Source organism: Bacillus sp. FSL K6-6540 (assembly GCF_038007545.1).
In genome coordinates, this window is sequence record NZ_JBBOXH010000001.1 from 3384511 (window position 1) to 3404207 (window position 19697).

At 50.9% G+C, this 19697-nt stretch carries 23 protein-coding genes; 16 read left to right on the forward strand and 7 right to left on the reverse strand.

All coding sequences use genetic code 11. The annotated features are described in order from the left end of the window. Positions 1-145: 145 nt before the first annotated feature. The 5 genes from MHH82_RS15020 to MHH82_RS15040 all read right to left on the reverse strand — a co-directional run bounded on the left by MHH82_RS15020 (position 146) and on the right by MHH82_RS15040 (position 3796). A complete protein-coding gene (locus MHH82_RS15020; RefSeq protein WP_009590220.1) occupies positions 146-328 on the reverse strand; it encodes a hypothetical protein in 183 nt (60 codons plus the stop codon). Positions 329-403: 75 nt separating this feature from the next. Beyond that, positions 404-1207: a phosphonate ABC transporter, permease protein PhnE gene (gene phnE, locus MHH82_RS15025; protein ID WP_036663115.1), complete on the reverse strand. Its 804-nt coding sequence runs from the start codon at positions 1205-1207 to the stop codon at positions 404-406. Beyond that, on the reverse strand, positions 1204-2028 hold the full coding sequence (gene phnE, locus MHH82_RS15030; RefSeq protein WP_015735158.1) for a phosphonate ABC transporter, permease protein PhnE: 825 nt from the start codon (positions 2026-2028) through the stop codon (positions 1204-1206). The genes phnE (MHH82_RS15025) and phnE (MHH82_RS15030) overlap by 4 nt, the downstream gene beginning before the upstream one ends. Beyond that, on the reverse strand, positions 2025-2798 hold the full coding sequence (gene phnC / locus MHH82_RS15035) for a phosphonate ABC transporter ATP-binding protein (RefSeq protein WP_340966501.1): 774 nt from the start codon (positions 2796-2798) through the stop codon (positions 2025-2027). The genes phnE (MHH82_RS15030) and phnC overlap by 4 nt, the downstream gene beginning before the upstream one ends. Positions 2799-2818: 20 nt before the next feature. After that, the gene (locus MHH82_RS15040; RefSeq protein ID WP_041622164.1) at positions 2819-3796 is read right to left on the reverse strand and encodes a phosphate/phosphite/phosphonate ABC transporter substrate-binding protein; all 978 of its coding nucleotides are present in this window, start codon (positions 3794-3796) and stop codon (positions 2819-2821) included. A gap of 189 nt (positions 3797-3985) precedes the next feature. Here MHH82_RS15040 and MHH82_RS15045 point away from each other — a divergent pair, with 189 nt between their 5' ends. The 4 genes from MHH82_RS15045 to yedF all read left to right on the forward strand — a co-directional run bounded on the left by MHH82_RS15045 (position 3986) and on the right by yedF (position 7837). After that, complete coding sequence (locus MHH82_RS15045; RefSeq protein WP_340966503.1) at positions 3986-5608, forward strand: bifunctional metallophosphatase/5'-nucleotidase; 1623 nt, start codon at positions 3986-3988, stop codon at positions 5606-5608. A gap of 134 nt (positions 5609-5742) precedes the next feature. Beyond that, positions 5743-6243: a DinB family protein gene (locus MHH82_RS15050; protein WP_340966505.1), complete on the forward strand. Its 501-nt coding sequence runs from the start codon at positions 5743-5745 to the stop codon at positions 6241-6243. Positions 6244-6465: 222 nt separating this feature from the next. Beyond that, complete coding sequence (gene yedE, locus MHH82_RS15055) at positions 6466-7620, forward strand: selenium metabolism membrane protein YedE/FdhT (RefSeq protein ID WP_340969979.1); 1155 nt, start codon at positions 6466-6468, stop codon at positions 7618-7620. Next, on the forward strand, positions 7610-7837 hold the full coding sequence (gene yedF / locus MHH82_RS15060) for a sulfurtransferase-like selenium metabolism protein YedF (protein WP_015735163.1): 228 nt from the start codon (positions 7610-7612) through the stop codon (positions 7835-7837). Before yedE ends, yedF begins: the two co-directional genes overlap by 11 nt. Positions 7838-7990: 153 nt before the next feature. On the opposite strand, the gene MHH82_RS15065 is transcribed toward yedF, so the two are convergent. Then, positions 7991-8947, reverse strand: coding sequence for a tyrosine-type recombinase/integrase (locus tag MHH82_RS15065; RefSeq protein WP_340966508.1), 957 nt, complete (start codon positions 8945-8947; stop codon positions 7991-7993). Positions 8948-9189: 242 nt separating this feature from the next. Continuing rightward, a complete protein-coding gene (locus MHH82_RS15070; RefSeq protein WP_015735166.1) occupies positions 9190-10314 on the reverse strand; it encodes a DUF4261 domain-containing protein in 1125 nt (374 codons plus the stop codon). A 209-nt stretch (positions 10315-10523) separates the two neighbouring features. Here MHH82_RS15070 and MHH82_RS15075 point away from each other — a divergent pair, with 209 nt between their 5' ends. The 12 genes from MHH82_RS15075 (at position 10524) to MHH82_RS15130 (ending at position 19677) form a co-directional block, all read left to right on the forward strand. Next, positions 10524-11006: a GNAT family N-acetyltransferase gene (locus tag MHH82_RS15075; protein ID WP_340966510.1), complete on the forward strand. Its 483-nt coding sequence runs from the start codon at positions 10524-10526 to the stop codon at positions 11004-11006. Positions 11007-11086: 80 nt separating this feature from the next. Beyond that, positions 11087-11479, forward strand: coding sequence for a VOC family protein (locus tag MHH82_RS15080; RefSeq protein ID WP_340966512.1), 393 nt, complete (start codon positions 11087-11089; stop codon positions 11477-11479). A 10-nt stretch (positions 11480-11489) separates the two neighbouring features. Next, entirely contained in the window at positions 11490-11915 is a 426-nt protein-coding gene (locus MHH82_RS15085) for a GNAT family N-acetyltransferase (RefSeq protein ID WP_036663621.1), read from the forward strand. Positions 11916-11978: 63 nt separating this feature from the next. Then, positions 11979-12575: an AAA family ATPase gene (locus MHH82_RS15090; protein ID WP_015735170.1), complete on the forward strand. Its 597-nt coding sequence runs from the start codon at positions 11979-11981 to the stop codon at positions 12573-12575. Positions 12576-12955: 380 nt separating this feature from the next. Continuing rightward, positions 12956-13927 (forward strand): metal ABC transporter solute-binding protein, Zn/Mn family, encoded by a 972-nt coding sequence (locus MHH82_RS15095; protein WP_015735171.1) that lies wholly within the window; start codon positions 12956-12958, stop codon positions 13925-13927. 1 nt (position 13928) lies between these two features. Then, positions 13929-14657 carry a metal ABC transporter ATP-binding protein gene (locus MHH82_RS15100; RefSeq protein ID WP_015735172.1) on the forward strand — a complete coding sequence of 243 codons (729 nt, stop codon included), beginning with the start codon at positions 13929-13931 and terminating at the stop codon, positions 14655-14657. A 3-nt stretch (positions 14658-14660) separates the two neighbouring features. Continuing rightward, a complete protein-coding gene (locus MHH82_RS15105) occupies positions 14661-15599 on the forward strand; it encodes a metal ABC transporter permease (protein WP_036663098.1) in 939 nt (312 codons plus the stop codon). Then, the gene (locus MHH82_RS15110; RefSeq protein WP_015735174.1) at positions 15596-16498 is read left to right on the forward strand and encodes a metal ABC transporter permease; all 903 of its coding nucleotides are present in this window, start codon (positions 15596-15598) and stop codon (positions 16496-16498) included. The genes MHH82_RS15105 and MHH82_RS15110 overlap by 4 nt, the downstream gene beginning before the upstream one ends. Positions 16499-16629: 131 nt before the next feature. Further along, entirely contained in the window at positions 16630-17163 is a 534-nt protein-coding gene (locus MHH82_RS15115) for a GNAT family N-acetyltransferase (RefSeq protein WP_340966517.1), read from the forward strand. 31 nt (positions 17164-17194) lie between these two features. Beyond that, on the forward strand, positions 17195-17704 hold the full coding sequence (locus MHH82_RS15120; protein ID WP_145036258.1) for an NUDIX hydrolase: 510 nt from the start codon (positions 17195-17197) through the stop codon (positions 17702-17704). Between the two features lie 313 nt (positions 17705-18017). Next, complete coding sequence (locus MHH82_RS15125) at positions 18018-18962, forward strand: glycosyltransferase (protein ID WP_145036262.1); 945 nt, start codon at positions 18018-18020, stop codon at positions 18960-18962. A 31-nt stretch (positions 18963-18993) separates the two neighbouring features. Next, complete coding sequence (locus tag MHH82_RS15130) at positions 18994-19677, forward strand: galactosyltransferase-related protein (protein ID WP_145036264.1); 684 nt, start codon at positions 18994-18996, stop codon at positions 19675-19677. Positions 19678-19697: the final 20 nt, after the last annotated feature.

The window sequence follows — 19697 nt, forward strand, 5'->3', positions numbered from 1 at the left end:
ACGCTTTGGGGTTAGTCCCTTCACGGATACGAGGTTTTTTTAATCATGGAGGGGATATGAAGATCCATGCCAATCAAAATCAATGGTGTGACATTGTTATTGGCAAGATCATAACAGTTCTCGAATATAAGAGGGAGGTTGCACGTTAATGGTGAATGTCGCACTTGTTCATGATGAAGGAGATTTGATTCTCCAATCGGTTCAATCGTTCCTGCGTTTCCGAGTCTCCAGTGCCTTGTCCTCGCAACGCAGCAAGCTCTTGCTTAAGTTGATGGAGATCGTCGCCGGCTTTGGAGCAGTCGTAGTCGCTTTCCAAGTTGTCGAGCATTAGGGTTCCTCCTAGGTTCAAATATGTTGTTCTTCCCTAGTATGGAGGATGCTTCCAAAGTTATTCACGGTTTGGTTATACCAGCTTTTTCCGGAGCGATCCCGAAATGAAATCGACCACGGTGATCATCACGATGATGCCGAGCAAAATGATGCCGACGCGGTCCCAGTTCCGTGAGCTCAGCGCAAAAATGAGCGGTGTGCCGATGCCGCCTGCACCGATGACCCCGAGGATGGTGGCGGAGCGAAGGTTAATCTCGAAACGGTAAAGGATATACGAGAGAAAACCCGGAAGCACCTGCGGCAGTACGGCGAATCGCACCATTTGGAGCCGCGTCGCCCCCGCGGCGATCAGTGCCTCGGTCGGACCCGTATCAATCTGCTCCACCTCTTCGGAGAACAGCTTGCCTAGCATGCCGACGGAATGTAGGCCTAATGCGAGTACGCCGGCAAAAGATCCGGGCCCGACCGCCTTGATAAACAGCAGCGCCATCACGATTTCGGGAAAAACGCGGATTAAGCTGAGCAGCGTTTTGCCGGAGCCGGAAGCGAATACCGTCCGGCTCATGTTAGCTGCGGCCCAGAAAGCGAACGGGATGCAGATAAAAGCCGAGATGACCGTCCCCAATATGGAAATGGCCAGCGTATCGAGCAAGCCCCGAAGCAGATCTTCTCCGCCTGGCAGGTAGACAAAATCCCAATCCGGCGAAAACAAACCGGAGAATATGGCCTTCGTCACCTGCCCGGCGGTCTCCTTGACTCCGGAGAACGGAATGCCCGCGAAGGCCCAGATATAAACAACGGCAAGCAGGGCGTAGATCAGCCAGCGAAGGCGGCTTTTTTTCGGTTGGGGAACGACGTCGTTCCATGATTTGCTCATATCCATTTCTCCCGCAATTTCGTACTAAGGTAATCGATCATCAGGACCACGATCAGGGTGAAGATGATGATCATGCATGTTTTGTCATATTCGAAGAAGCCGAGCGTCACTTCATAATAATGACCGATGCCGCCGGCCCCCACCAAACCGAGTACGGCAGCGGCCCGAACGTTGATTTCGAACGTGTACAAGGTGAAGGAAGCGAAATGCGCCCGAATTTGCGGGACGACGCCATACACGATCAACTGTGCCAGATTTGCACCGACTGCAGTCATGGCCTCCAGAGGACCGGGATCTATCGCTTCCAGCGCTTCATAGGTGAGCTTCGCGATCAAACCCAGCGAAAAGACGGATAGGGCAAAGATCCCCGGCAGTGGACCGAGTCCCAGTATCGCGACAAAAAAAGCGGCGAGCAGCAGGTCCGGAATCGTACGGACCAAGTTCAGCAAAAAGCGGACCGGATAAGTGATCCAGCGGCTCTTGATCAGATTGCCTGCACATAGGAGCGCCACTGGAACCGCCAAAAAGGCGCCAAGCGTGGTCCCGATCAGCGCCATGCGTATCGTCTCCAGCATCGCCTGCCAGATGTTGTCGAGATAGCTCCATCTCGGCGGGAACATTTCCCGCAGCAGGTCGAGCATGTTCGGCAGACCTTCCACAAGCTCCTTGAAGGTAGCATCCGTCTGAAGCGAACTGCTCCATACCAGAATCAGCAGGAAAGCCGCCGTTAAGTAATGCTTTAGTTTGCCCGGCGGTTTCGGGCGGAGCAGGGGAGACTGCCCCGGTTGCTCGAATGGGGCCGTGTCGAGTTCCATCTTCATACCGCCGTTTCCTCCCATATTCCATCCTTGCCGAATGGCCGTCCGTATATTTCCGTAAATCGCTCGTCCGTCGCGTCCGACACGGGGCCGTCAAAAACAATCTCTCCGGCGCGCATTCCGATAATCCTCGTAGCGTACTGCCTGGCCAAATCGATCGAATGAAGATTCACGATGGTCGTAATATCGGATTCCGCGTTAATCCGTTTTAGATCATCCATGACCTGCTTTGTGGTCAAAGGATCCAGGGAAGCCACCGGCTCGTCCGCCAGAATGATCTTGGCCTCTTGCGCCAGCACGCGGGCGATTGCGACCCGCTGCTGCTGTCCGCCGGACAGCTCGTCCGCGCGGGTATACGCCTTTTGGACAATGCCTACCCGATCCAGCGCTTGAAAGGCCAAGTCCATATCGGGCTTGGGAAAACGGCCCAATAGGGTGCGCAGGGTGGAATGGTAGCCGACGCGTCCGGCCAGCACATTGCGAAGCACGGAAGAGCGCTTCACCAGGTTGAAGCTCTGAAAGATCATCCCGATATCCCGGCGGATGCGGCGCAGTTCTTTGCCCCTGGCCGATGTAATCGATTGGCCGCCGATCACGATTTCTCCCTCGGTAATGTCATGAAGCCGATTCATCGACCGCAGCAGGGTCGACTTACCGGCACCGGACAACCCGACGATCGCCACGAACTCGCCGCGGCCGATCGTCAGATTTATATGATGTAATCCCTTGGTTCCATTAGCGTATGTTTTTGAAACATTGCGAATTTCAATCATGGCCTTCAGTCCCTTATCTTTTACTCGGTCTTTACCTTTTCGCCATATTCCCGGACAATCTCAAATTGAGTGTCGTCCGATTTGACATAACCTTCATGCGTATAAATTTCGGAAATGATTTTGTGGCCTTCCTCGTCTTGGCCGATCTCGATAAACGCGTTTTGCAGCTTCTCCACCCATTCCGGGTTCATATCGGAACGCACGCTGATCGTATCGTTCGGAATCTTCTCGGTATAGGTCAGCACGCGCGTATCTTCAAACACGGTCGGGTAATCCCCCTTGACGACATTGCGGGCATCCTGGAAGATGGCTGCCGCATCGACATCGCCGTTCAGCACGGCAAGGACTGCCTGGTCATGACCTTTGACCGTAACCGGCTGGACATCCTTCAGCGGATCTATTCCGTTATCCATCAAGACCGCAGCCGGCCATACATAGCCGGCAGAAGACGAGACGTTCTGGTAGGCGATTTTCTTTCCCTTCAAATCAGCCACGGATTGGATGGCAGCGTCTTTTTTCACGATCAGCATCGCCTTATAAAAATCAACAAGCTCTTCCGTCGGTTCGCCGGTTTCATCCTTGACGCCGAAACGCTGGGCCTGAAGAATGACTTCGGAAGCGCCTTTCTCCTTGGCTAATACATAGGCGGTGGGCGGCAGGAAGCCGACGTCCACTTTCTTGGATGCCATTGCTTCTACGATGGTGTTATAGTCGGTCGATACGCTGACCTCTACCGGGATGCCGACTTTATCGGACAACAGCTTCTCTAGCGGTTTAGCTTTGGCCTCAAGCGTGTCCGCATTCTGGGAAGGGACGAATTGCACCGTCAGTTTTTCCGGGACGTATCCGGTCGGTTCCGTCGCTGGGCTGCTGTCCGCATTCGTGCCTTGCGATTTCTCCTGGCTCGCGTTGGCAGCGGCTTTGCCGCTAGTGTCGGCATTCCCTCCGCATCCGCTGAGGACAGCGACGGATAAGAGCAGGGGCATCGTGAATTTCATCCATTTTTTCAAAGCAATGACCTCCGTTTTTTAGATAACGTATTTTGTCTTACCTGCTTCACTATAAGGACGGAGTGTTAATGGTCTGTCAATAATTTGATAACTCTTTGTAAAGTTTTGGAATTTTAATATAAAGCTGCATCTCGGTTGATAGAATAGCAAGGAGAAGGTAAGAACAGGAGGGATGGCATGAAATCGACGATCACAAGAACGATCGCCGTGCTGGCTACTAGCGACCTGCATGGGCATCTGTATCCAACCGATTACCGAACCCGGGACGAACGGGATATCGGACTCGGCAAGCTGGCTTTCCTGATCCGTGAAGAACGGCGCAGACATCCGGGCTTGCTGCTGATTGATAATGGAGATGTAATTCAGGGATCCCCGCTGGCTGCCTATTCATTAAAAAACAATGCCGAAATACACCCCATGATTGCGGCTATGAATGGGCTTGGTTATGATGCGGCGGTGCTGGGAAACCACGAATTCAATTATGGTATGGGGACCGTGGACAACGTCGTGCAAAGTTCCGTGTTCCCTTGGCTGTCAGCAGGCATCCGGCTGCAGGGCAGCAAGAAGCCGGCTTTCGGACAGCCTTACCTGATCAAGGATCTGAACGGCATCAAGGTTGCGGTTCTAGGTGTGACGACGCACTATATTCCGAAATGGGAGAACCCGTTTCATATTCAGGGTCTTGAATTCCATGATGCATTGGAAACCGTCAAGGAATGGGTGCCGCGCATCCGAAGGGAAGAGCGGCCCGATGTGATGGTTGTGGCATACCACGGCGGATTCGAGCGTGATATGGTGACGGGGGAGCCGACGGAAAATCTGACGGGAGAAAATCAGGCCTATGCGATGTGTGCTGAGGTAGAGGGCATCGATGTGCTGATCACCGGGCACCAGCATCGCCTGCTGGATACGTTTTTGCATGGGGTGGCGGTCGTTCAGCCCGGCTGCAACGGCCAGGCTATCGGGAAGATCAGCGTTGATCTCGTTCGGGAACAAGAACGCTGGGTCATCGTGGAGAAACGTGCCGAACTGCTGCGACCGGAGCACGGGACGGCGGCCGATAAGAACGTGCTTTCTTCCAGCGGGGACCTCGAAGACCGGACGCAGGCATGGCTCAACGAAACGATTGGACGCGTTCACGGCAATATGAGCCTGAGCGATCCGGCAGCCTGCCGGCTTGCGGAGCATCCTTTTATCGAGTTCATTCATCGCGTGCAGCTTGAATTCGCGGGGGTTAACGTTTCCTGCGCGGCTTTACTAAGCGAATCTTCCAAGGGCTTCGGAGAGATCATTACGAGGCGGGATATCCTTACGAACTTCATGTTTCCGAATACCTTGGTCGTGCTGCGCCTGACCGGTAAAGACATCCGGGCCGCGCTGGAGCAGACGGCCTGCTATTTCGTGGTCGGCCCGAACGGGAGCCCTGCCGTAAATCCGGCATATTTGGAGCCGAAACCCCAGCATTATAACTATGACATGTGGGAAGGCATTGAATATACGCTAAACATTGCAGAGCCTCCGGGATCCAGGGTGATCAAGCTGAAACACAACGGAGTGGATCTCCCGGACGAGAAGGAGCTGGATGTGGTTATGAACAACTACCGGGCTAGCGGAGGAGGAGACTACGTCATGTTCCGGGGTAAGAGAGTGATTCGCGAGATTCTCATCGATACCGCAGAGTTAGTGGAGGAGTATATATCGGGACGTGGGTTCATAAAGGCTTCATGCAATCACAATTGGAAAGTGGTCGTCGAAGCCAATGCCCCGCTTCCAAAGATCGCAAATAAAATCTTGTATTGATGACAATACTTGTCACTATTAGCGATTATGATTGGATTGAGCACGTCATCCGGCTTCCTCTCTCGGGGGAAGGGAACGTGTAGCCGATTTTACCAATCAGAGAACGAGTTTCTCAAGGAGGATGGGGTTATATCATGTATAGAACCGTTGCCGATTTCATTACGGAATGGAAGAAGGAAGCCGATTTAACGCAGAGGATTCTAGACAGTTTGACGGATGAATCATTGCAGCAGCAAGTATATCCCGAAGGGCGGACGCTCGGAAGGATTGCATGGCACTTCGTAACGAATATTCCTGAATATTTGTCTGAATTTGACCTTGTCATTGAGCAGATACCAAATTCAGCAGAAGTACCCGCGGCGAAGCAAATCGCGGAGACGTTTAAGCTTCTAAGTTCTGACGCAGCGAAAGCAGTTGAAGAACAATGGACGGATGAGACGTTAACGCAGGTTCAGAATGCTTTCGGTCGTCAGGAATCCAATGCTACCATCTTCATGGGATTGATCAAGCATATTGTCCACCATCGGGGACAGGTTACCGTTCTGATGCGACAAGCGGGATTGAATATCCCGGCGGTATATGGTCCTTCAAAGGAAGGGTGGATACAAATGGGAGTGGAACACCCGCCACTGTGAACAAGTATGTGCAATCAAGTGTTTACAAGCAGATGAAGTCGCGCATTTCGCGGCTTTTTTTGTTGAATCTTTCCCTCCCGCAGCGTGGATTTTATAGTAAAATGAAATTTGTGGGTTTTAAGATAGATCAGGATCGTGAATTTGGAGGTAGAGGAGTTATTGAGCAAGGTGAAAAAATTATATTCAACATGGTTCGGGAACTACTGGAGCCCCTATCTGGTAATGGCTCTGGCCGGTATTCTCAGCGCAGTCTATTTCGGAATCACCCATACGGTTTGGGCCGTAACCGGTGAGTTCACCCGTCTGGGCGGGCATCTTCTGGAATTCGTGGGGGTGGATGTTTCCGGCTGGGCGTACTTCGACCTCGTCCATATGAACGGCACGACCTGGACGCGGACCGACGGCTGGATTGTCTGGGGCATGTTTATCGGAGCCCTGATTACGATTCTGCTAAGCGGTAATTTCAAGATCCGCATGCCGAGACAGAAGCGGCGGTATGTACAGGGGTTTGCCGGAGGCATTATCGCGGGTTTCGGAGCCCGACTGGCCCTGGGCTGCAACCTCGCAGCCTTTTTTACCGGTGTGCCTCAGTTCTCGCTCCATGCCTGGATCTTCATCGTGGCTACGGGGGCAGGCACTTTCCTTGGCGCCAAGCTGGTCAACACAAGATGGTGGAAAGGCAAGCCCGTGCTGAAAAAGGGAGGCAGCCTGCCGAGCGTTAAACAGGGTAAAAACCGGCAACCGCTCTTAGGGGTTATACTCGGTCTGGCTTACCTCGCGCTGATTGTCTACTTCTATGCAACGGGCCGAACCATGCTAGGTACCGCTGCCCTGTTCGGAGCGGCATTCGGCATCCTGATTGAACGAGGGCAGATCTGTTTCACTTCCGCATTTCGTGATCTGTGGATCAGCGGCCGGGCCACGATGACCAAAGCGATTGCTCTGGGCATGGCCGTCAGTTCCGTCGCTACGCTGGCCATTATTCTTATGTACGGATTAGAGCCGATTACGAAAATTGCCGCTCCCAGCACCTTGATCGGCGGACTCCTGTTCGGTCTGGGCATCGTCATGGCCGGCGGCTGTGAAACCGGCATGATGTACCGTTTGATGGAAGGACAGGTTGTCTTCTTGCCTGTGTTTGTCGGGAACATTGTAGGAGCTACCGCATTAGCATACGCCTGGGATCACATGGGGGTATACAAACTGCTTGTGAAGAGCGGCTCGCCTGTCAACCTGATCACCGCCATGGGTCCGGCGGCTGCATTAATGGTTACACTGCTCGTACTCGGGGTCGGATTCGCTGTCGCCGCGTACTGGCAAAAAAACTACCGCTTCGGCGTAGGATTCAAGAAAGGGGATGCAACCCATGTCCGTTGATTTTACACTGGATCTCCGGGGGGAATCTTGTCCTTACCCGGTCATCTATACACTCGAAACGCTGCGTGATATGAAAAAAGGCCAAACGCTTCAGGTCATTTCGGACTGTCCGTCCGCGTTTCGGAACGTGCCGGAGGAAGTCGTCAAGCACGGCTACACCATGGCACAGGAACCGGTCAAAAACGGCCAGGAGTTCAGCCTGTTCATTCAGGCGTAACAGGATCATCATATTTGCAGAAAAGTCCCCTTGTGAAAGGGGGCTTTTTCGCGTGAATGGGGGTCTGGGGATTCGTCACTTCCGTTGTCAACATCGTTTCTGCTGTTTTCACATGCAGAAAGAACATGAGCGGTGACCCCGTCACAGGAAGAGTCATTGCAAACCGTGTCTTTCGTTACGGCTTGGATGAGAAGAGAAGGGGATCGCCGGCCGGATTTTGTTCATGGCGCGTTCTTTTGTCTCATCCAGCACATGGGTATAAATCTGCGTGGTGGATATATCCTCGTGTCCGAGGAGCTCCTGCACAGCACGCAGATCAGCACCGTTACGCAGCAGCTCGGTGGCAAAGGAGTGTCTTAACTTATGTGCGGATAGAGATTGCCCGGATAACTGCGGAAACTGCTCGGTCATTGCCGCAAACGTCTTCTCGGCTATCGTCTGCACCATGCGTTTACTGATTCTGCGCCGAAACTGCGATACGAAGAAGGCGTTATCCTTTGAGCTTCTGGGAACCATCCGCTCTTCCAGGTACATTTGCAGCAGCTTGTTCAATTCGGCAGGGAGGGGGATGTATCTCCATTTATTGCCTTTACCCAGCACTCCGATGCTGGAGTTCTCCACATCAACGTCCGTTACATTCAGCTTTACGATCTCGCTAACCCGAAGACCCGCATAAGCCATGAGCGCAATGATGGTCACGTCGCGGATTCTATATCTTCCTTCAATTCCATTCAGACAAGCATCCAGAATCGGCTTTTGAAGATAGGTAGGCTGACGGTTCTTCTCCACCTTGGCTTTTTCGATATCCATGGCAGGATTGGTGCTCGCCAATTTGAAACGGATCATGACTTTATAGAAGAGACGGATGGCGGACTGGCACCGATTTCGATATCGCGCGCCGGCACCGCTTTCCCGCACCTGCGTCAGATAATACATCACATCAATGTCCGTGACTTCCGTGATGGATTTCCCCTCAAGGCTGTACAGGAAGTGCTTGATATCATGAAGATAGGCCTGTTGTGTATCCTTGGCGTATTCGCGATCCTTCATATAGGAGAGAAACAGCTTCATTTCCCGGTCATAGTGCTCAAAAACTTCGGTATAGTTCATCGCTTCACACCCGTCCAATCGTTTAAAACAGAAATTGCATTAAATATAGATTTAATGCAATTTTATTATAGCAAAATCGAGCAATTTGGCAAAATGATAGCGGCCGCCCAGCGTATGCCAGTTTCAAATTCCTCAAGGAGTGGAAGCCGTCAACAAAGGCTTAGTCGTGGAAAATTATAAAAAGCACGCCAAGTCCATATCGATGGCTAGGCGTGCTTTGTCGGAGAGTTGATTCGTTAAATTCAGTACTTGATTTTAAGAGTGTCATCAGGAAGATACACGCCCTCGGAGCGGGTAATCGGAAGTTTCTGTTCCGCGGAGAAGCCGATGGTTTCCCCGTCCCTTAGCGTGACGTCCTGCTCCACGATGTATAAAGCAATGTCCATCAGGAATTCACGGAGCTCGGCAGGGGTCACCTGGCTGTCCAGCACCTCGATCTCATCCTTGCCGAAGGCTCTGAGCCCATAGGTATATCCGTTGATTCCGGTTTCGGTGCCAACTAAACCAAAATATACGAGATTTAACAGGGGAAACAGATCTTCGGTCTTCATCGTTTCGGCCATATCGATATAGAACTCAGGCTGAAATACGGTGCCGGACGAGTAGAGCCCGACGGCATTCGGCAGCTTCAGGCAGCTGGCCGCCAGTTTGGCGTACACTTTTCCGCTATCCAGCGGAGACGCGGAGCGCTTAAGCACGGCCAGAATAAGCTGGGCGACATGGGTTTGGGTGACCTCGGCGGCCTCGGGCCACAGGTAGTTCCCTTGAGCGTAATGCTCAGCCTCGCCATCCGGCACCGGGGCATTGATGAAGCTGACTGCAATCATGCAGCCCTCCGCCTCAAAGACCAGCATACCTTCCTTCTCCTCTTCGGCGCTGCCGTCTTCCGGGGAGCAGGAGATGCTCCAATCGCGCAGAAGATTGGCTTTGACCTGCTCCAGATCGCATTCTGGCGAGTTCAACAGAACGAAGCCGTTGAATATGCCGGATGACGTTTGGTTGTCTGCTGCGTCATCCTCTGGATTCTCCGACGATTCATACTGCGCCGCCTGTTGCATCCAATACTCCCGGATCATATTGACCATGGATATCGCTTCCTCCTCCGCGGTGGCAGGATGATAAGGCTGCATCTCACTGAATACATGACCGCAATGCTCGGTGTCCGAGGCATGTCCATAACCGCCGCACACGCCAACCAGCCATTTACCAAGCATGGATTTCTTATATTTGAATATGTAGTAATGCATGCCATGGAGATTGAATTCTCCGGCTAATTCGATTTTGCTGGGCTTATGTCCAAGCTCTCGTTCATTTGCCAGCCATTCGATCATGGCTCGCTTGGCCGCTTGCTGTTGGACTGTCGTCATGGGTTTCTCTCCTTAACTATGTGTGATATATTAACTGTTATATTTTACTAGCTATTGAATGGCTCGGCAATAGATGGAAATTGCTAGTCTATGAACAGAAGATGGTATGACCATTGCCGTCTTCACATATAACTGGCAGGATGGTTACATAGAATGTGGAATAGTCGTTAAAATTAAAAAATGCCTGAGATGGCATGAGAGGTGAGAATGTGAAACTTGCAAGGATTTCATATGAACAGAAGAGCGTATTGCGAAGCCTCATGGAGTTATATCAATACGATATGAGTCCGTATGAGGATGACAGCGATAATGACGTTAACGAGAACGGTCTTTACGATTATAAGTATGTAGACCATTACTGGACCGAGGAGGGACGCCACCCTTACTTTGTCAAAGTATCCGGGAAGCTTGCCGGATTTCTGTTGGTAAGGGGAATCGAAGCATCAGATCTTTCAGCTCCCGGTTACTCCATGGCAGAATTTTTTATTCTTAAGAAATACCGCAAGCGGGGTATCGGCAAACAGGCGGCATTCCAAGTATTCGAATGGTTCAGGGGGAAGTGGAGCATCGCTTGGCTGGAAAAAAATCTGCCGGCGCAAAACTTCTGGACAACGATCATCTCGGAATATAAGGCGGGCGAATTTTCGGAAACCACGTATGCAGGCAACCCTGCCATCGAATTTTATTCTTAGCATTCAGCACTTACGAAAAGTTCTTGTTAAGCGAGTCGGACGATTGTATTATGGAAGGAAAAGTAGCCGGAGATGATCTTATGAGCAGGATTCAATTCTCAGTTCAAGTTCGATTGGTATCCGATCTTTCCCGATCCAAGCAGTTTTATGAAGAGGTGCTCGGTTGTGAAGTGAACGATGTTTGGGCGGTCAGGGATGATTTTGCGCTCGGTTTCAAACTGATTCAGGCGGCAACGATGACGGACGTTAACCCGAATCCGCCAGGCCAGGATCAACAGACGCCTTGGGATACGTACGCCTATGTGGATACGCACCGCGAATTAGAGGAGTTGTATGAAGAACTAACCTCTCGCGGGGCAGAAGTGGTACAAGAGCCTGTGCTCATGGAAGCAGACTGGGGCGTGTGGAAGGATTTTGCGATCAAGGATCCGGACAATTACGTGATTGCATTTGGCTCCGGTAAAAGGAACTGACGGTGTGATGATGGACATCGATCTGAAGCGGATTTTGATAAGCAGCGACCCTTCCCTCCTGGATATGGACGCCATTGTACATTTTTTGCGTCAAAGCTATTGGGCTAACGAACGCTCCGATGAAAAAATTAAGAAATCGCTAGAGGGATCAACATGTTTTGGCGCCTATATCGACAACCGGCAGATCGGATTTGCCAGGGTCGTGACCGACGACGCAACCGTGTATTGGTTATGCGATGTATTTGTGGATGAGTCTTATCGTGGGCATGGCATAGGAAAGAAGTTAATCGAAACGATTACCACCAGCGATGACTACCGAAATTTATTCGGCATCTTGTCGACGCGGGATGCTCATGGTCTATACGAACAATATGGATTTGTCCGCGATCACGGAAAAACATTGACTCGATTGCCGGACTTTCTGAGAAAAGCATAATTTTACATAAGAGACGACATTTGATACAAGCAAAACCCTGATAAGGAAGGGGTTCTTTCATCTATGATTATTTGGGTGAACGGCGCATTCGGCTCGGGCAAAACCCAGGCTGCGCATGAGCTGCAGCGAAGAATACCGAACTCGTGCGTGTACGATCCGGAAAATGCAGGTTATTTCATTCGCGATAATCTTCCGAAGGATGCCACACGCGATGATTTTCAGCATTATCCGATGTGGAGGGAGTTTAACTACTCCATGTTTAAGTATATGGACCAGGAATCCGATCAATTGATCATTGCTCCGATGACCATATCAAACGCGTCATATTTCGATGAAATCGTTGGGAACCTGAGACGGGATGGCGTTGTTGTCCGGCATTTCACGTTGTGTGCTTCCAAGGAAGTCCTGCTAAGACGATTGCGGAGCCGAGGAGAAGGTCCGAATTCGTGGGCAGCGCAGCAAATCGATCGGTGCATGAGCGGTTTCTCGAATGAAGTGTTCCAGCGTCATATCGATACCGATCATCTGTCAATCGACGAGGTGGTAGAAACCATCGGTGCTTTGGCCGATGTGAAGCTATTGCCCGATAACCGCAGCAATAGCAGGAAGAAATTCGACCGTTTAAAAACCAAGTTTGCGCACATTCGGTTTTTTGGGTAACCCAAGGGTTGTGATTGATCAAACAATAGGAAAAGAAGACGATTTCTCTTGAAGAGAAGTCGTCTTTTTTTGTGCATTGAACATGAATGCAATCCTACCCTATTAAAATATTTAAATATAGCCAAATATTTTGCCTATGCGAAAAATAGATCCAGATTGCTCGGATATTATGGATTAAATCAAGCTTTTGAGGAAGTGGATTGAGATACCGAGTATACGAATTTATAAAATAACATTGACAAAAACCTAAAGATGGATTATTTTTTGTACATAGGAATTAAAGTTGCATTAAAGCAAAACAATTGTATGACGGCAGGACGAGGTTTTCATTTACATTAGAATGGTCGACTCATTATTTATTTGGAGTGGAGGAGAAGAAGATGAAGAACAAGAGGACTAGTAGAGGCAGGATATTCATGGGGGCAGCCATTCTGGGTTTGTTGCTGGTATTATCCGCATGCGCATCGGGAGAAGCGAAGCAGAGCGGAGCGGCAACCGAGCAGCAAGGCAAGAAAATACGCGTGGTAACCACCATTGGACAGATTGCGGAACCCATCTCCGTTATCGGAGGAGATCGGGTGGAGGTGCAGAGCTTGATGGGACCTGGCGTCGATCCGCATTTATATAATGCCACACAAGGCGATATCAAGAAGTTGGATAGCGGGGATGTTATTTTCTATAGCGGACTTCATTTGGAAGGCAATATGACGGAAATCTTCGAACAGATCGGAAAAAACAAACCCGTGCTGGCGATAGCGGACGCCATCCCGAAGGATCGGTTGCTTCAGGATGACACGCAGGCGACCGATCCCCACGTATGGTTTGATATCGATCTATGGAAGACCTCCTTGGACTCTGCAGTGGAAGAGCTAAAGTCGCTGTCTCCCGCCGATGCCGACTATTTTGAAGAGAACAAGCAGAAGTATTTTGCGCAATTGGATGAGCTGAAAGCGGAGGCGAAGGATAAGCTGGGGCAAATACCGGAAGAGCAGCGGGTCATGGTTACCGCTCATGATGCCTTTGGGTATTTCGGCCGTATGCATGGTCTGGAAGTCGTCGGCCTTCAAGGCCTGAGCACTGAGGATGAAATCGGCCTCTCGGATATTAACGGCACGATCGACCTACTGCTGGAACACAAGGTGCCTGCCGTGTTCGTCGAATCCAGCGTCAACCCGGCATCGATCAATGCCGTCATTGAAGGAGCTGCCAAGAAAGGGCTGGACATTAAGCTTGGAGGCGAGCTCTTCTCCGATGCCATGGGCGAGACGGGTACGACGGAAGGCACTTATATCGGAATGTACCGTCATAATGTCGAAACAATCTATCATGCGCTAACAGGAAGTGGTGAATAAGATGTCTGTACTTAAAGTTCAAGATCTCCATGCATCGTATCGAAAAAATAAAGTGCTTCACAACGTGTCCTTCAACGTCGAGCAGGGCTCGCTAACCAGCATTGTCGGGCCGAACGGCGCAGGCAAATCCACCTTGCTGAAGGTCATGCTGGAGCTTCATCCGAAGCTGTCGGGGAATGTTTCCTTCTTCGGGTCCAGCTTAAGCCAAACGAAAACCCGCGTCGGCTATGTGCCGCAGCGGGGGTCCGTGGACTGGGATTTCCCGACCGATGCGTTGGATGTCGTCATGATGGGTTTATACGGACGGGTGGGGTGGCTGAAACGGCCAAACAAGAGCCACAAGGAAAAGGCGATGGCATCGCTTGATCAGATGGGCATGGCAGACTTTGCCGACCGGCAGATCAGTCAGCTCTCCGGCGGACAGCAGCAGCGCGTATTTCTCGCAAGGGCGCTCGTTCAGGATGCCGATCTCTATTTCATGGATGAGCCGTTAGCTGGAGTCGATGCCGCAACCGAGCGGGCGATTATGACAACCCTGAAGGATCTGAAAACGGCGGGCAAAACCGTGATGGTGGTCCATCATGATCTGCAGACGGTTGAAGATTATTTCGACCATGTGCTGCTGTTGAACCGTACGGTCATTGCGCACGGGAAGACTGAAGACGTCTTCACGAAGGATCAAGTTTACCGCGCATACGGCGGTTCGCTTCGCTGGATGAAGGAGGCGTAAAGCATGCTCAATTCATTATTGTCGCCGAACACACAATGGGTACTGTTAAGCACGTTAATCCTGGGCATGGCAGCCGGCATGATCGGCTGTCTTGCCTATTGGAAGCGGCAAAGCCTGATGAGCGATGCATTGTCTCACGCGGCGCTGCCGGGTGTCGTGATCGCATTCGCTTTGACGGGAAGCAAGAACCTGCTGGTCATGATTCTCGGGGCAGCCGCCAGCGCTTTAATCGGGGCCTGGATGATCCAGTGGATTCGGACTTCCAGCCGCATTAAAGAGGATACGGCGATGGGCATGATTCTATCCGTGTTTTTCGGTTTGGGCATTATGCTGCTGACGATCGTGAACCGTACGGGCGGCGGGAATCAAAGCGGACTGGATAACTTTATTTTCGGGCAGGCGGCATCCATGGTTCGCAAGGATGTGGTTACGATGCTAATCCTGGCTGTTCTGGTCATTCTCGTTGTCTCGATTGGTTTTAAAGAATGGAAGCTATTTCTGTTTGATCCCGATTTTGCCCGGGGGTTAGGGCTGAACAGCAGACTGATGAATACCCTCTATATGGGAGTGCTCGTTCTCGTCATCGTCATCGGCATTCAGGCCGTCGGCGTCATATTGATGGCGGCCATGCTGATCATTCCGTCGGTCAGCGCAAGATATTGGACTCAATCCTTCAAAATGATGGTCATTCTGTCGGCGGTATTTGGAGGCGGCGCCGGGTTTGTCGGTACACTCGTGAGCACTCTGGGAAAAGGATGGCCTACAGGGCCCTTCATCGTTGTAGCTTCCTCCGTGTTGTTCACGATCTCTCTGGTCTTCGGCGCAGAGAAGGGTCTTCTGATTCAGGCTCTGCAGCTCCGCTCCCAGAAAAAAGAGCATAGGGACGCGGGCAGTCAAACCGTTCTTGGTCCCCGGATTTCCGAGAGGGGGAGCAATCAATGACTTATACCGCATGGATCTTACTCACAGCCTCGCTCGTCGGATTGTCCTGCGGCATCGTCGGCGTGTTCCTGATTCTGCGCCGAATGGCGATGATGGCCGATGCCATCAGCCACACCGTGCTGCTCGGCATCGTCACGGCGTTTATCGTCACCCGAGAACTCAGCGGTCCGCATATGCTGGTCGGTGCGATCATAGCCGGCCTGCTGACGGCGGTACTGGTTCAATGGTTTCATTCCCGGGGCGTACAGCAGGACGCATCCATCGGCGTTGTTTTTACAACCTTGTTTGCCATCGGCGTCATCCTGATTGCGACCCAGGTTGGCAACGCCCATCTGGATACAAAGCATGCGCTCATGGGCGAAATCACGTTTGTGCCATGGGATGTGATGCACGTTCCGCTTCTAGGCGAGGTACCGAAAGCGACCTTTATGCTGGCAGCCGTTCTCTTGGTCGTGCTTATCGTGATCCTGGCATTCTATAAAGAATGGAAGATTACCTCCTTTGATCCGGCACTTGCGGCCAGCATCGGCATTCCCGTCGTGCTTATGCATTATGTGTTCATGTCGCTCGTCTCCATCACAACGGTGGCATCCTTTGATGCCGTGGGGGCGATCATGGTGGTGGCTATGTTAATAACGCCTGCCGCGGCTGCTTATCTATGGACCGATAAACTTTCCATCATGCTGGCGCTAAGCGGGGCCTTTGGCGTCATATCGGCATTTATGGGCTATTATATCGCGGTATGGCTGGACACCTCCATTTCGGGATCCATGGCCTTCGCAACCGGAATCGTATTTATCATCAGCTTTCTGTCCTCTCCGCGACATGGCGTGCTTTCCCGTTATATTCATAAGTTCAAAACGCATGACAGGGAGAAGAAACTGGAAGGAATTTCTTAATGTGAGATATTGAAAGAAGCTAGGGTGATAGGCAGCCCGGCTTCTTTTTTTATCTGCGACATACAGCGTGGTATAATTGGAAAAAATAACCTCCGCCTGTGCCGGAGGCTTCATGAAGGAGTGAGGTACCTATGCAGTTAGAGTCCCCTAGACTGACGATCCGCGATTTCCGGGAAGAGGATTTTGGGAGTATTCATGCCTATGCTTCAGATCCAAGAGTGACCGAGTATACGATGTGGGGACCCAATACGGAAGAAGATACATGGAAGTATGTAGAGGAAATCCGCCGAATGATAGAGCAGAGCCCCCGTGACAGCTACGAGCTGGCGATCGTATTAAAGAATAGCGGCCACTTGATCGGAGGCGTGGGGCTTCATCGATCCGATACGAATGCAGAGCTTGGATACTGTCTGAATCCTGCTTATTGGCGGCAGGGTTATGCTACCGAGGCCGCTAGGGTCATGTGCCGCTTCGGCTTCGAGGAACTGGGAGTCAACCGGATCTATGCCACTTGTCGGCCGGGAAACGTCGGATCTGCCAGCGTCATGCGTCACATCGGAATGAAGCAGGAGGGGCATCTACGGCAGCACTTATGGTTTAAGGGCCGTTATCATGATTCCTATTTATTCTCCATCCTGAAAGAAGAATTCGACGGGAGGAAGTGACCAACCGTCTTGAAAAGGAGCACCTGCCCGTATGGTAAATAGCGAGTTATTGATCCGCCATAACGGAATATCGATTTACGAGGAAACGTCAGGCAAAGTGTATTATACCAAGGAAAATTATGTGTCCGTTGTTGTTCTGGCAAAGGATGGCGATCAGCTGCTGCTGATCCGTCAATACCGAGCGGCCGTGGATGATTACGTTATTCAGCTGCCTGGCGGCGGCGTAGGCGAGGAAGAGGACCTGGAATCGGCGGCTCGACGTGAAATGCTGGAGGAAACAGGCTTCATCTGCGGTAAGCTTCACTACCTAGGCAAGCTGTACCCGGCGTCCTGGAGGTGCAACGAGATCGCCCATGTCTATTATACCGATGAGGTAACAAGCCAATCCGGCCAGCTGCTCGAGGGATACGAGCGCATTGACGTGGTACGTATGAGCGTCACGGACTGCTGGCGCGGGATAAAGGAGAATAAGCTGCAGGATTCCGAACTGATTTTTGCCATGATGCAGGGCTTGCTTAAGGAATTCATTCAGCCATCATAATACGGAGGTTTTTGACTAAATGGATTTTGTAGAGATTTCATCATTAGAATGGATGCCATGCTTCAAGAGATGAGAGCATTGAGAAAAGAAATTCAAGAGATCCGTGCCAATAAACATATTATCGATAAAAAAGTTTAGTTATCAGTCAAATTCATTGGAATTATACGGCTGCCTTTAGTGTAGGTTTCATTCTACGCCATGGGCAGCTTTTTATTGTTAATGATGGACGTATTCATCATTTTGCATGGACTTGCAAACTTGTCGGGGAGGAGTCGAATATACTCTATTACGAGCGGATAAGGAGGTCGACATTATGGGAAGGCACTTGCTGATCTATGACGTGCCCTGGTGGATCCTGGGTAAGAATGCCAAGGTTATTCAGCAATATCATCCATCGTTGGACCTCATGTCTATGAGCGAATTGGATCTCTATCTTGAACACAAAAGCAGTGGAGAGTTGAATCACCAATATGATCACATATCCGCCATGTGTCTTGGCATTGCGGCTTATTGCGTTTTCAAGAATATCCGCATCGATTCAGCGGCAGCCGTCTCCTATTATTACTTCAGTAAGCACTATGAAACCTATAGGGAATGGAAGGATGAACTCGTTCCCGATCCTGACTTTCTCAGGCTGGTCATTCCTAGAATCGGAAAGCTAGGCGCTATAAATCGGAGACTGGCCTCCATCTTGCAGGCCATAGCACCAAATACATCTGTGGAGTATATCGGTCATTTCGTGGATGACCAATTGTTTCAGCCATTGCCTATAGCTCGAATAGACAATGCTCCATTCGTGATCGGCTGGGCCGGTGATCCCTCGAAAACCTCTAAAAACTACAATACTTTGTATATGCGGATTAAAGAGCATTTCAAGAGTGACGAAGGAATCGCTTTTATCGAAACTTCTGGAGCTCACACTTACGAAAGCATGCCGGGTTTTTATCATAAGTTGAACTTGTTGTTGAACACGGGAGCCAATGAAGGAAGCGGGGCTACTGTGCTGGAAGCGTATGCTTGCGGGGTCCCCGTTCTTTCCACGAATGTCGGTAATGCAAAAGATGCAGCACACCCGGCTGCCCATGGACTGATATTGGATAGTGACTCTCCCGAAGATTTTATACACAAGATTAACCATTGGAGAAGTCGGACGGATGAACTTCGAGAAATCGGGTTAAGGTGCAGGAGTCATATAGAGTCAGGTTGGAGGATCGACCATGCGATGAGCCGATGGCTCCGCGTTTTGTTTCAAATTTAGTCAAGCTCTGCAGGTGAGGAGGAAGAAAAAGATGTTTGACCAAGTTTCCGTTCTGATTCCCTACCAGTCGGATCATGGCGGGCCGAGGGATGCTGCGCTCAGGTGGGCGCTGGATTTCTACTCACGGACGATGCCGGGCATAGAAGTATGCATCGGTGAGGTCTCCGGTAATCCATTCAGCAGGTCGAAAGCCATTAACCGCGCAGCCCGCCAAGCAACCAGAGATGTCTTCATGATTGCCGACTGTGATATTGTATATGATCCCAACCTCGTGCTGGAAACGATATCTTACGTGAATGACCGTCAATGGGTTATCCCGTTCAGTCGTATTTTACGGCTGCCGGAGGACATCTCGCAAATGATCCTGTCTCAAACAGCGGATTGGCCGATCCCAACGATACTGGGAAATAGAGATGAGAACAGCGCTTATTATCTGGGAGGGTTGAATGCATTAAAACGAAATGCGTTTGATGCGGTGGGGGGATATGATGAACGGTTTATCGGCTGGGGCGGGGAGGATGAGGCCTTCGCATACGCAATGGACACCCTTATCGGTACCCACGTTCGATTGGACGGAGAAATGGTGCACTTCTGGCACCCGTTTGTTGGTCCTGAAGGCAATCCCCATTATGAAACCAACTATGCCTTGTACAAACAATACAAGGAGGCAAGGGGGGATGTTCAGTCTATGCGCAAACTGATCCGCAGAGGTTAAGCGTAAGGGCCAGAACAGGA

Coding starts and splice junctions, on each gene's coding strand:
- phnE (WP_036663115.1), bottom strand. CDS start 1,207: ATGAGCAAATCATGGAACGACGTCGTTCCCCAACCGAAAAAAAGCCGC.
- MHH82_RS15050 (WP_340966505.1), top strand. CDS start 5,743: ATGTATAGAACCGTTGCCGATTTCATTACGGAATGGAAGAAGGAAGCC.
- MHH82_RS15085 (WP_036663621.1), top strand. CDS start 11,490: ATGGACATCGATCTGAAGCGGATTTTGATAAGCAGCGACCCTTCCCTC.
- yedE (WP_340969979.1), top strand. CDS start 6,466: ATGGCTCTGGCCGGTATTCTCAGCGCAGTCTATTTCGGAATCACCCAT.
- MHH82_RS15040 (WP_041622164.1), bottom strand. CDS start 3,796: ATGAAATTCACGATGCCCCTGCTCTTATCCGTCGCTGTCCTCAGCGGA.
- MHH82_RS15105 (WP_036663098.1), top strand. CDS start 14,661: ATGCTCAATTCATTATTGTCGCCGAACACACAATGGGTACTGTTAAGC.
- MHH82_RS15090 (WP_015735170.1), top strand. CDS start 11,979: ATGATTATTTGGGTGAACGGCGCATTCGGCTCGGGCAAAACCCAGGCT.
- MHH82_RS15045 (WP_340966503.1), top strand. CDS start 3,986: ATGAAATCGACGATCACAAGAACGATCGCCGTGCTGGCTACTAGCGAC.
- MHH82_RS15065 (WP_340966508.1), bottom strand. CDS start 8,947: ATGAACTATACCGAAGTTTTTGAGCACTATGACCGGGAAATGAAGCTG.
- MHH82_RS15100 (WP_015735172.1), top strand. CDS start 13,929: ATGTCTGTACTTAAAGTTCAAGATCTCCATGCATCGTATCGAAAAAAT.
- MHH82_RS15120 (WP_145036258.1), top strand. CDS start 17,195: ATGGTAAATAGCGAGTTATTGATCCGCCATAACGGAATATCGATTTAC.
- MHH82_RS15115 (WP_340966517.1), top strand. CDS start 16,630: ATGCAGTTAGAGTCCCCTAGACTGACGATCCGCGATTTCCGGGAAGAG.
- MHH82_RS15110 (WP_015735174.1), top strand. CDS start 15,596: ATGACTTATACCGCATGGATCTTACTCACAGCCTCGCTCGTCGGATTG.
- phnE (WP_015735158.1), bottom strand. CDS start 2,028: ATGAAGATGGAACTCGACACGGCCCCATTCGAGCAACCGGGGCAGTCT.
- MHH82_RS15020 (WP_009590220.1), bottom strand. CDS start 328: ATGCTCGACAACTTGGAAAGCGACTACGACTGCTCCAAAGCCGGCGAC.
- MHH82_RS15095 (WP_015735171.1), top strand. CDS start 12,956: ATGAAGAACAAGAGGACTAGTAGAGGCAGGATATTCATGGGGGCAGCC.
- MHH82_RS15130 (WP_145036264.1), top strand. CDS start 18,994: ATGTTTGACCAAGTTTCCGTTCTGATTCCCTACCAGTCGGATCATGGC.
- MHH82_RS15070 (WP_015735166.1), bottom strand. CDS start 10,314: ATGACGACAGTCCAACAGCAAGCGGCCAAGCGAGCCATGATCGAATGG.
- MHH82_RS15125 (WP_145036262.1), top strand. CDS start 18,018: ATGGGAAGGCACTTGCTGATCTATGACGTGCCCTGGTGGATCCTGGGT.
- MHH82_RS15080 (WP_340966512.1), top strand. CDS start 11,087: ATGAGCAGGATTCAATTCTCAGTTCAAGTTCGATTGGTATCCGATCTT.
- phnC (WP_340966501.1), bottom strand. CDS start 2,798: ATGATTGAAATTCGCAATGTTTCAAAAACATACGCTAATGGAACCAAG.
- yedF (WP_015735163.1), top strand. CDS start 7,610: ATGTCCGTTGATTTTACACTGGATCTCCGGGGGGAATCTTGTCCTTAC.